This is a genomic window from Streptomyces anatolicus (assembly GCF_019400875.1).
Lineage (GTDB): Bacteria > Actinomycetota > Actinomycetes > Streptomycetales > Streptomycetaceae > Streptomyces > Streptomyces anatolicus.
In genome coordinates, this window is sequence record NZ_WMBF01000222.1 from 1 (window position 1) to 10,107 (window position 10,107).

A 10,107-nucleotide genomic window follows, 5' to 3' on the forward strand; every position below is an offset into this window, starting at 1 on the left:
GTCGTAGGGGCACTCGCGCGGCACAGGCCCGGGGCAAGCCCGCTCGCCCGCTCCCGTGTACGCCGGGGCGCGCCCGGGCAGGTAGCAGCGGACGGCCACGGCGGAAAACCGACGCGACGGAAAAGAGCCACGGCCGAGGCGCCGGCACGGACAGGGACCGGCGCACGCCGGAGGGGAGCAGACCGGCGTCGGCACGGACCGGCGCCGGAGCAGGCCAGGGGCAGGGGCGGGCCGCAGCGCGGCACCGGGAGCGGGAGGAGTCGGAGATCATGGCACACGACACGGTCCAGGACTGGGAGTTCACCGACGACCGGGACCATTTGATCAGGGCCCCGCACCGCCCGGCCAGGCTCGTCGCCTACGTGCCGACGGCCGCCGCACTCCACGACCACGGCATACGCGCGGCAGGCCTCTTCGGCTCCGCCCACGACGACCCCGCCGCACCGGATCCGGCCAAGGCGGGCAGCCTCCCCCTGGCGGATCTCCCCTACTTCGGCGCGGGCTCCGCGCTCGACCTGGAGGCGCTTCTCGCGGCGCGGCCCGATCTGGTCATCGCGCTCACCTATGGCGGAGGCCAGGTCTACGGCATCGATCCGGAGGCCGCCAAACACCTGGAGGAGCGGGTCCCCGTCGCCGTGCTCGACGTCGGCCGGGGCCGCAGCCTCGCCGGGATCCGGGACCGCCTCACCGCCCTCGCGCACGCGCTCGGCGCCCCCGCCCGTCCCGAAGCGGAGGCGGAACTGGCCACCGCCGAGCGCAGGTTGAGCGCGACGGCGGACAAACCCGTACGCCCGCGCGTCCTCGCCCTCTCACCGGCGGGGCCCGACTCCGTCCACCTGGCGAGGCCCTACGCCTGGCCCGACCTCGCCGCGCTCACCGGACTCGGCGTCGGCCTCGTGGACCCCGCTCCCGGCCAGGGCGCCAACTGGTCCACGACCACGTGGTCCGAGGCGGCCGCGCTGGAGCCGGACCTCGTGCTGACCGACGTGCGCTCGAACGCGGCCGAACTCGGTGAGGCCCTGGGCGGCGGCATCCGCACCCTGCCCTGGAACCCCGAACTGCCGCCCAGCGCCCGGGAACACGCCCGCTTCTTCACCGCGCTCACCGAAGCCCTGGAGGAGGTGGGGCCCGCACGGGCCGACCGGTAATCCACGTGCGAGCGGTAATTCACGTGCGACCGGTCCGCACGGCGTGGTACCTCCCTTTGCCATGGAAGATCTTGTGACGGCCCGGCTCGTGTTGCGTCCGATGAGCGTCGAAGGGGCGCGCCGCGTGGTGGCGCGCACGCCCGAGGAGGGGGAGCGGTGGGGGCCGGGCTACCCCACCGACGGAGACGTGGAATCGGCGGTCGACTTCCTCGGCCACTGCGCCCGGACCGGCAACCCGCAGCCCTTCGGGGACTACGAGATACGCGAGCGCGAGGGCGGCCGCGTCATCGGCAGCCTCGGCTTCAACCGGCCGCCGGACGCCGAGGGGACCGTGACGATCGGATACGGCGTAATCCCCGCCGCCCGCGGCAAGGGTTACGCCGTCGAGGCCCTGCGCGAACTGCTCCGCCTGGCCCGGGAGCGCGGCGTCACCTGCGTGAAGGGCGACGCGGACCTCGACAACATCGCGTCGCAGCGCGTCATGGCCTCGGCGGGCATGCGGTACGTCGGAGCGGACGAGCGCGTGAAGTACTACGAGAGCACCTGGTAGTCACCCGGGCCGCACGCGGCTCATGCCGCCCACCGGTCACACCCGCTCCACGTGCCGCTCCGGGCGCGATACCGGACACTGCTGAGTAGGGGCCGGCGCACTTGGCGCCGGCCATGGCGAGGGTGTTCGGCATGCTCGAGGTCCCGCTCTGGTTGTGGGGGGCGTTCGCCACGACCGTGGTCGTGTCGCTGGCGGTGGACTTGCTGGCGCACCGCACCGCGCACGTCATCGGCTTCAAGGAGGCGGCGGGCTGGAGCGCCCTATGGGTGAGCCTCGCCCTGATCTTCGGCGCGGTCGTCTTCCTCGTCCTCGGGACGACCGCGGGCACCGAGTACACGACCGCCTGGCTCCTGGAGAAGAGCCTGTCGGTCGACAACCTGTTCGTCTTCGCCGTGATCTTCGCGTACTTCAAGGTCCCCCGCGCCTACCAGCACCGCGTGCTGTTCTTCGGGGTCATCGGCGCCCTCGTCTTCCGCGGGATCTTCCTCTCCCTCGGCGTGGCCGTGGTCAGCCGCTTCACCGCCGTGCTCTTCGTCTTCGCGGCCGTGCTCTTCTACAGCACTTACAAACTCCTCAAGGACGAGGAGGAGAGCTTCGACCCGGGCAAGAGCTTCGCCGTACGGATGCTGCGCAAGCTCATCCCGGTGCGGGACGAGTACGCCGGGGCGAAGTTCTTCGTCAAGGAGGCCGGCCGACGGGTCGCGACCCCGCTGCTCGCCGTGGTCGCCGCGATCGAGGCGGCCGACCTGATCTTCGCGGTGGACAGCGTGCCGGCCGTCCTCGCGGTGAGCGACGACGCGTTCATCGTCTACACCAGCAACGCCTTCGCCATCCTCGGCCTGCGGGCCCTCTACTTCATGCTGGCGGGGCTCCTGGACCGCTTCCACTACCTGAGCAAGGGTCTGGCGGTCATCCTCGGCTTCATCGGCGTCAAGCTCATCCTCCAGGCGTCCCACAAGATGATCAGCTCCGACATCCCGGAGATCCCCTCCCCGGTCAGCCTCGCGGTGATCGTCGTCGTACTGACGGTCTCCGTGGTGCTCAGCATCAGACGGCCGGCCCCGGAAAAGGACGGGAAGGACGGGACCGGGCCCTGACCGCGGTCCGCGTCCCGCCGGGCAGGCGGGCCAGGACTTCCCGGCGGGCGATTTCAGGCATATCGTAAAGATATGGTCAAAATGAAGCGCGAGGTCGACGCCTTTGCGTGTCCGACCTGCAAGAAGTCCGTACCCGCCGAGATCCACCGCCACAAGACGCTCGCGGTCTTCGTCCCCGTGTGGCGCCCGGGCGCGTGCCAGAACCGCGACTGTCCCGACTACCGCCTGGATCCCGGGCGCAAGCGTCCCTCGACGCGGTAACGAAGATCACTACCAGCCCGTAGCCGAGGCCGGACCGGGTTGATCCACATCCCCTCCAACCCTATAAGCTCCTTTGTGGCACAGCGTGTTGACGCGATCGCGATCCGCCGCACCCCGCTGTGTCGCCGCCCTGCGCGGCCTTCCGTATCCGGTTGTTCTGTTCGAGCGCGTTGGTTTGAGGATGCAGATGGAACTAGCCACTCCGCCACCGGCGGCGGCCCGAGAGCCACGGGCCTGGCGCGCCTGGTGGCTGTTGCCGCTCGGCTTAGGCGCGGGCACCTTCGCCGCCGCGGTGGCCGGGCCCGACGAGGCCCGAATACCCGTCCTGCTTGTCGGCCTCGGCATGACCGCCGCCGCCACCTTCTGTGTGCGGCTCCTGCTGCGCTCCAGAGACGAGCTGCGCCGCGCCGCCGAGCAGGCCCAGTCGGCGCTGACGAGCCACTCCCGGCAGTGGCAGCACCACGTGGCCTCCCTGGAGCACGAGTACGGGACCGAGCGTGCCGCCCTCCAGGCCCGGCTGGCCGAGGAGACCGAGGCCTGGCAGCGGCAGGTCGACCGCCAGCGGGAACTGCTCGCCCGGCTCGGCGACGAGTTCCTGCCCGAGGCCCTGAAGGGCCTGCGATCCGGCGAGGCCATCGACGACTTGCTCCCTCCGCTTGCCCAGGAGAGCGACGTATCGCCCGAGTTCCGGCAGGAGCTGCGCAAGGTCCTGCGGACCGGACTGATCGCCGTCGAGGAGGAGTTCAACCGCAGCACCTCCGCCGAACAGGCCGTCATCAGCATCGGCAGCCGTCTGCACGTGCTCACCGGCAAGATCCGCGGCCGCCTCCACGAGATGCAGGGCGAACACGGCCGCTCACCCGCCGTCGCCCAGGGCCTCATGGAACTGGACCAGGCGATCGGCCCCGCCGACTGTCTGGCCGCCAGCATCGGCGTCCTCGGCGGCACGGACCGGCCCGGCCGGCAGTGGCAGGAACCGCAGCGCCTGCTCAGCGTCGTGCGCGGCGGCATCGGCCGCATCAAGGACTTCGACCGCGTCCAGGTGCGCCAGCTGCCCGAACTGGGCGTCGACGGCGGCCTGGTGGACCACCTCACGCTGATCTTCGCCCACCTCCTGGACAACGCGGCACGCTACTCGCCGCCCACCGAGCCCGTGATCGTCTCGGGCAAGGAGGTGCCGAACGGCGTCGGCATCGAGATCCAGGACGCGGGCAAGGGCCTGAGCGAGGAGCAGAAGCAGCTCGCCCTTGACTCCCTCGAAGGCGTCGCCGCCGGTCCCGGCATCGGCGGCCTCGCGGAGGACGCCCAGCTCGGCCTGCGCGTCGTCGGCATCCTCGGCCGCAGGTACGGGATCCGGGTCACCTTCGCCGACTCGCCCTGGCTCGGTACCTCCGTCGTCGTGGTCGTGCCGCACAAGTACTTCAGCCGGCTCCCCGCCACGCCCTCAGTACCCGCCCCCCGGATCGAGGCGGATGCCGCCGCACAGGTGGCCGAGGCGCCCGCCCCCGCGGCCGACGCCGTCCCCGGCGCGGAGACCACCCTTGGCGGACTGCCCAAACGGCGCAGGAGCAGGCCACGCGGAGATTCCCCGGACGAGGCCGGCACCCCGGCAGCGGCCCCGGCGGCGGCCACGGCCCCGCCCGTCGTGCCGCCGGACACGTCCTTCACCGGCCTCGCGGCTTTCGCCACCGCCGGAAGAGAGACCGAAGAGCCCCGGACCGAAGAGAGCGACCAGCGATGACGCAGCACGAGACCGACGTGAGCTGGGCGCTCCGTGACCTGACCGAGTCCATCAAGGAGATCCGCTTCGCGCTGGTGGCCTCCAGCGACGGCAAGGCCATCACGTCGTACGGGGCGGAGGACCCCGACGACGTGGACCGCTTCGCCGCCGTCGTCGCGGGCCTCCAGGCGCTCGCCCAGCCCGTCGCCGCCCAATTCCCCACGTACGGCGGCCAGTTGCGCCTCGCGATGATCGAGGTCGACGGGGGGCACCTCTTCGTGGTGCGGGCCGGTGTGGAGACGTACCTCGGAGTCCTCGCCAAGGAGGGGCTCGACCAGGGGCTGCTCGGGCATCAGATGAGGGACCTGGCGCGGCGGATGGGTGAGCTTCTGGGCACCACTCCGCGCCGGGAGGAGCAGCCTGGATGAGTGGCCCCCACCGGCCGAGGGACCCGTCCGGTCTCGAGCGCTACTACGTCCTGACCGGCGGGCGCAGCGGACCGGCCGGGCCCGCCGCCGGGCTCGACGTGGCGACGCTCGTCCTCACCCGTGGCGCCCGCACCGCGCCCGCACCGGGCACGCAGTACGAGCACGTCCCGGGCATGCAGCACGAGCACGAGGAGATCGTGCGCCGGTGCCGCGATCCGCTGTCGGTGGCCGAGCTGGGCGCCCATCTCGGACTGCCGTTCAACATTCTCGCGGTGCTGTTGACCGACCTGCTGGAGGCGGACCGGGTGGAGACCCGTGACCCCATCCCGGTTTCTTCCCCCTCCGGCCGCGGGCCGGACCTCGCGCTCCTTGAGGAGGTACTCAGTGGACTTGAAAGGCTTTGACCGTCCCGACCAGCCGTCGGAGACGGGCGCACTGCCCGCCGGAAGCCGCTCGGTCAAAGTGATGATCGCCGGAGGCTTCGGAACCGGAAAGACGACCATGGTCCGCTCGGTGAGCGACATCAAACCGCTCACCACCGAGGAGACCCTGACCCAGGCCAGCATCGACGTCGACCATCTGATCGGCGTCACCGACAAGCAGGAGACCACGGTCAGCCTCGACTTCGGCCGCATCGGCCTGAACGAGCAGCTGGTCCTCTACCTGTTCGGCACCCCCGGGCAGGAACGCTTCTGGTTCCTGTGGAACGGCCTCTTCAAGGGCGCCCTCGGCGCGGTCGTCCTTGTCGACACGCGGCGCCTCGCGTCCAGCTTCCGTGCCATCGAGGAGATGGAGCGCCAGGACGTGCCCTTCGTCATCGCCCTCAACGTCTTCCCCGACTCCAAGGAACACCCCGTCGAGGAGATACGGGAGGCCCTGGACATCTCGCCGCACACACCGATCGTCGCGTGCGACGCCCGTGACAAGGCCTCGAGCCGCGATGTGCTCATCGCCCTCATCCGCCACCTCAAGGAACGCTCCGCCGCCGTCCTGGAGTCCCGATGAACGCCCCGACCCCGACCGGTACCCCCAGCGAGGCGACCGAGGCGACCGAGGCCGCCGGAGGCTGCCCGGTCCGGCACGGCTCCACCCTGACCCGCCTCTACGGACCGCAGGCCTCGGAGGACCCGCACGGCATCTACGAGCGCCTGCGCCACCAGCACGGCCCGGTGGCGCCCGTCCTGCTCGAGGGGGACGTGCCCGCCTGGCTGGTCCTCGGCTACCGGGAGAACCGCCGCGTCCTGGAGAACCCCCGCCAGTTCACCCGCGATTCGCGGATCTGGCGGGACTGGAAGGAGGGCCGGGTCGAGGACTCCTCCCCGCTGATGCAGATGGTGGGCTGGCGCCCGGACTGCGTCTCCCAGGAGGGCGAACCGCACCGCAGGCTGCGCGGGGCCGTCACCGACAACCTCCAGGCCGTGGCGGGGCGCGGCATCAGGCGGCATGTCACCCGCTTCGCGAACAAGCAGATCGACGCGTTCGCGGCGGAGGGCAGCGCCGACCTGGTGGGGCAGTACGCCGAGTATCTGCCGATGCTCGTCCTCACCCGCCTCTTCGGCCTCGCCGAGGGGGAGGGGCGCCGGCTCGCGCACTCCTGCGCCCAGGTCATCAAGGGCGGTGAGGAGGCCGTCGCGCACAACGACCTGATCATGAAGATCCTCGCCGAACTCGCCGAGCGCAAGCGCGCCGAGCCGGGATCGGATTTCACGACCGGACTCCTGCACCACCAGGCGGGCCTGGACGACGGCGAGATCCTCAGCCATCTGCGGCTCGTCCTGATCGCCGCCCACACCACCACCAGCAACCTGCTGGCGAGGGTCCTGCAGTCGGTTCTCACCCACCCCTCCCACATGGCCGGTCTGGTGAGCGGCCAGCTCAACATCTCGGCGGTGGTGGAAGAGGTCATGTGGAACACCCCGCCGCTCGCCGTCTGCCCGGGGCGCTTCGCCACGGCCGATCTGGAGCTGGGCGGCCAGCAGGTCAAGGCCGGTGACCTGCTCGTCCTCGGTCTGGCCGCGGGCAACCTCGACCCGGAGATCCGCCCCGACACCACCACGACGCTGCACGGCAACAAGGCGCACCTCGCCTTCAGTGGCGGCTCGCACGAGTGCCCGGGGCAGGGCGTGGGCCAGGCGATCATCGAGACGGCCGTCGACGTGCTGCTGCACCGGCTGCACGCGCTGCGGCTCGCGACCGCGCCCGATGAGCTGACGTCCACGGCCTCCACGTGGGAGAGCCGCCTCGATCGCCTGCCGGTGGAGTTCACACCTCAGGTGGTCTGAGCGCCGCGGGTCGGCTGCCGTGGGTCGGCCGAGGGGCCGGCGGAGGGCGGCCTCCGGGTTCAGCGCGATGCGGCGGTGGCGCGTATGTCCGTATTGCGCACCACGCGGCCGGCCGGTACAGTACGAATGTACTGTTCGGCCTGTCGGCGGAGGCTTCCCTCCCGGGCCCCTCCCTAAAGCAGCCCCCGATGTCCCTCGCCCTGCGCCGCGTCACCCCCGCGGAGCGCCGCGCCCGCTTGGCCGAGCGGCACCTGCTGACCCCCACGGGCCGGGCCGCGACAGCCGAGGGCGTCGTGCGGGCCCTCGTCGGGTTGCACGCGACAGACCCGGCGACCGTCTTCCTCAGCGCCGCCGCCCGTATGGACGCGCCCACCCCCGGCCTGATCGACAGGGCTCTGTACGACACCGGCGACCTGATCCGCGTCCGCTGCATGCGTCGGACCATGTTCGTCGTCCCCGCAGGCCTCGCCGCCACCCTCCACGCCGCCTCGGTCACCGACACCTACCGCCGCCGGCCCGAAGCGCTCAAGCGCCTCGCGGAGGCGGCCGGCTGGGACGAGGCCCGCTACGCCCGCGCGGAAGCCGACCTCCTCGCCGCGCTCGCCGTACGCGGCCAGGCCACCTCCGCCGAACTCACCGCCGACGTCCCGGCCCTCGCCCAGCAGATCGTCACCTTCCCCGGCAAGCCCTACGAGTCCCGCCAACGGATATGCGGCACGGTCCTCGGCGTCCTCGCCGCCGAAGGGCGAGTCCGCCGCGCCCGGCCCGCCGGGTCCTGGACCTCCGCCCAGTTCCGCTGGGCCCTCAGCACGCCCTTCCCCGAGCTCCCCGCCGAGGAGGCCCGCGCCGATCTGGCGCGCCGCTACCTCGCCGCGTTCGGCCCCGTGACCGTCGACGACCTCAAATGGTGGACCGGCTGGACCGTGACCTACACCCGGAAAGCCATCGCCGCCACCGGCGCGGAAGCCGTCGAACTCGACGAGGGCATCGGATACCTCCTGCCCGAGGACGCCGAGCCGCCCGCGCGCACCGAACCTCGCGCGGCACTCCTGCCCGGCCTCGACCCCACCCCCATGGGCCGGCGCCACCGCGACTGGTACCTCGACCGCGACCACACCGGCGCCCTGTTCGACCGCAACGGCAACATCGGCCCCACCATCTGGTGGGACGGCCGCGTCATCGGCGCCTGGGCCCAGCGTCCCGACGGCGACATCAACCACCGACTGCTGACCGATCCCGGCACCGAAGCCCGCGCCGCCGTCGCCGACGAGATCGGCCGGCTGCGCGCCTTCCTCGGCGCCACCCGCGTCACCCCCTGCTACCGCACCCCGCTCGAACGCCGGCTGGCCGCCTGACGAGCGCGCCGGGAGCGCGGCGTGACGCTCGCCGGGACCCGCGCGTCAGACGGTCAGCAGGTCGTCCAGCGACCCGCGCCCCCGCTCCTCCGCGGCCACGGCCGGGCCGTCCTTGACGGCGGCGTAGCGGCCCGTGACCAGGGCCCACTCGTAATTGCCGTTGATCCAGTGCCGAATGGCCTCCACGCCCATCCGCACCCACGCCCGCTCCTCGGTGTCGAGCCGCAACTCGGCGCACATCACGGGCACTTCGGACTCCAGGCGCACATAGTCCCGCAGCCGCTCCTCGGTCATCCGTATCGCCTCGGCGGCGGCCTCGTCGAGGCCGTAACCGCGCGCCTGCTGGAGGACGGTGATGAGGTTGTGCCCGTCACCGCGCCGCTTCTCGCGCTCGAAGGAGTGGATGTCGTTCATGAAACCGATGGTGTCCGCGGCGGCGTCCCGCAACGCGACCATCAGCGGATGCGCCTGCGCCTGCGCGGGAACCTCGAAGCGGCGGCTGCGCTCGCCCGCGTCGATGCTGTGGTGGATGCCGACGGTGCGCCGCCGGAAGGCCGTGTACTCCTCCAGGCCGAGCCGCCCGCCCCGCGCCGCCAGGTCGACCTCCTCGGAGTGCGCGACAAGGAACCGCCCCCAGGAGGCCGCGAACCGCGTGCGCCAGGCCGGTGACATGCCGTCGGCCAGCTGCTCCCACACCTGCGCCCACGCCACCGTGATGGGGCAGACGACACGCGGCCTGCTGCCCACCGGGCGCAGGGGAGTGGCGATCAGCTCGCGGGAGACCTCCGCTATCCGGTCCGCCCGGTCCGGCCGTGCCGCGTCGAACTGGTCGTCGAAGAGGAAGGCGAGCGAGAACCAGTTCATCAGGACGACCATGTCGTCGGCCGAGGCGTGTGGATACGTACGTATCGCGGCTTGCGGCAGGTCCCAGCTCTCGTACTCCTCGAAGCCTCCCCGGCTGCGCACCAGGCCCATCTCCCGGACCCAGCGCAGGTGTTGCTCCCGCGCGGGCTCCAGGTGCTCGCTGACCGGAGTGGTGAAGGGGATGTCGAACCGAACGTCCTGCGGCATTTTCCCGGACTCCTCGTGAGGCGTGTGCGAGATCCCCCCGGCCCGCGCACAGATACATGGCATGTTCAATGATCAACTGCGCTACCAAGATGCCCTGCCGCCGAACGATCCATGCTGTGATCTAGTCAACTCCCGTGACCTGCCCGCGAACCCGGGGTTGCGCCGCGGGGCGAGAGGGGAAGTGATAAGCGGAAT

Annotated in this window: 11 protein-coding genes; 10 read left to right on the forward strand and 1 reads right to left on the reverse strand. The window is 71.6% G+C overall.

The genetic code is table 11. The features are described 5' to 3' along the window. Nucleotides 1-269: 269 nt before the first annotated feature. From GKQ77_RS19655 to GKQ77_RS19700, 10 genes are all read left to right on the forward strand, one after another. On the forward strand, nucleotides 270-1,148 hold the full coding sequence (locus GKQ77_RS19655) for an ABC transporter substrate-binding protein (protein WP_219690230.1): 879 nt from the start codon (nucleotides 270-272) through the stop codon (nucleotides 1,146-1,148). Nucleotides 1,149-1,209: 61 nt separating this feature from the next. Continuing rightward, nucleotides 1,210-1,698: a GNAT family N-acetyltransferase gene (locus GKQ77_RS19660; protein ID WP_219690231.1), complete on the forward strand. Its 489-nt coding sequence runs from the start codon at nucleotides 1,210-1,212 to the stop codon at nucleotides 1,696-1,698. A gap of 131 nt (nucleotides 1,699-1,829) precedes the next feature. Further along, entirely contained in the window at nucleotides 1,830-2,795 is a 966-nt protein-coding gene (locus tag GKQ77_RS19665) for a TerC family protein (protein WP_219690232.1), read from the forward strand. A gap of 72 nt (nucleotides 2,796-2,867) precedes the next feature. Continuing rightward, nucleotides 2,868-3,056, forward strand: coding sequence for a hypothetical protein (locus GKQ77_RS19670; RefSeq protein ID WP_219690233.1), 189 nt, complete (start codon nucleotides 2,868-2,870; stop codon nucleotides 3,054-3,056). 187 nt (nucleotides 3,057-3,243) lie between these two features. After that, entirely contained in the window at nucleotides 3,244-4,797 is a 1,554-nt protein-coding gene (locus GKQ77_RS19675) for a sensor histidine kinase (protein ID WP_258021587.1), read from the forward strand. Beyond that, a complete protein-coding gene (locus tag GKQ77_RS19680; RefSeq protein WP_219690235.1) occupies nucleotides 4,794-5,204 on the forward strand; it encodes a roadblock/LC7 domain-containing protein in 411 nt (136 codons plus the stop codon). The genes GKQ77_RS19675 and GKQ77_RS19680 overlap by 4 nt, the downstream gene beginning before the upstream one ends. Next, nucleotides 5,201-5,608, forward strand: a complete 408-nt coding sequence (locus GKQ77_RS19685; protein ID WP_219690236.1) for a DUF742 domain-containing protein — start codon at nucleotides 5,201-5,203, stop codon at nucleotides 5,606-5,608. The genes GKQ77_RS19680 and GKQ77_RS19685 overlap by 4 nt, the downstream gene beginning before the upstream one ends. Then, entirely contained in the window at nucleotides 5,589-6,209 is a 621-nt protein-coding gene (locus tag GKQ77_RS19690; RefSeq protein ID WP_219690237.1) for a GTP-binding protein, read from the forward strand. The genes GKQ77_RS19685 and GKQ77_RS19690 overlap by 20 nt, the downstream gene beginning before the upstream one ends. Further along, nucleotides 6,206-7,486 carry a cytochrome P450 gene (locus GKQ77_RS19695; RefSeq protein WP_219690238.1) on the forward strand — a complete coding sequence of 427 codons (1,281 nt, stop codon included), beginning with the start codon at nucleotides 6,206-6,208 and terminating at the stop codon, nucleotides 7,484-7,486. Before GKQ77_RS19690 ends, GKQ77_RS19695 begins: the two co-directional genes overlap by 4 nt. A gap of 188 nt (nucleotides 7,487-7,674) precedes the next feature. Next, on the forward strand, nucleotides 7,675-8,841 hold the full coding sequence (locus GKQ77_RS19700; protein ID WP_219690239.1) for a winged helix DNA-binding domain-containing protein: 1,167 nt from the start codon (nucleotides 7,675-7,677) through the stop codon (nucleotides 8,839-8,841). Nucleotides 8,842-8,886: 45 nt separating this feature from the next. Here the strand turns inward: GKQ77_RS19700 and GKQ77_RS19705 are convergent, their stop codons facing one another. Beyond that, on the reverse strand, nucleotides 8,887-9,912 hold the full coding sequence (locus GKQ77_RS19705) for a 7-epi-alpha-eudesmol synthase (RefSeq protein ID WP_219690240.1): 1,026 nt from the start codon (nucleotides 9,910-9,912) through the stop codon (nucleotides 8,887-8,889). Nucleotides 9,913-10,107 lie beyond the last annotated feature (195 nt).

Bases quoted from the DNA above. Each gene is read 5' to 3' on its own strand.
- GKQ77_RS19695 (WP_219690238.1), top strand. From the start codon at position 6,206: ATGAACGCCCCGACCCCGACCGGTACCCCCAGCGAGGCGACCGAGGCG.
- GKQ77_RS19670 (WP_219690233.1), top strand. From the start codon at position 2,868: ATGGTCAAAATGAAGCGCGAGGTCGACGCCTTTGCGTGTCCGACCTGC.
- GKQ77_RS19685 (WP_219690236.1), top strand. From the start codon at position 5,201: ATGAGTGGCCCCCACCGGCCGAGGGACCCGTCCGGTCTCGAGCGCTAC.
- GKQ77_RS19655 (WP_219690230.1), top strand. From the start codon at position 270: ATGGCACACGACACGGTCCAGGACTGGGAGTTCACCGACGACCGGGAC.
- GKQ77_RS19705 (WP_219690240.1), bottom strand. From the start codon at position 9,912: ATGCCGCAGGACGTTCGGTTCGACATCCCCTTCACCACTCCGGTCAGC.
- GKQ77_RS19680 (WP_219690235.1), top strand. From the start codon at position 4,794: ATGACGCAGCACGAGACCGACGTGAGCTGGGCGCTCCGTGACCTGACC.
- GKQ77_RS19675 (WP_258021587.1), top strand. From the start codon at position 3,244: ATGGAACTAGCCACTCCGCCACCGGCGGCGGCCCGAGAGCCACGGGCC.
- GKQ77_RS19665 (WP_219690232.1), top strand. From the start codon at position 1,830: ATGCTCGAGGTCCCGCTCTGGTTGTGGGGGGCGTTCGCCACGACCGTG.
- GKQ77_RS19700 (WP_219690239.1), top strand. From the start codon at position 7,675: ATGTCCCTCGCCCTGCGCCGCGTCACCCCCGCGGAGCGCCGCGCCCGC.
- GKQ77_RS19660 (WP_219690231.1), top strand. From the start codon at position 1,210: ATGGAAGATCTTGTGACGGCCCGGCTCGTGTTGCGTCCGATGAGCGTC.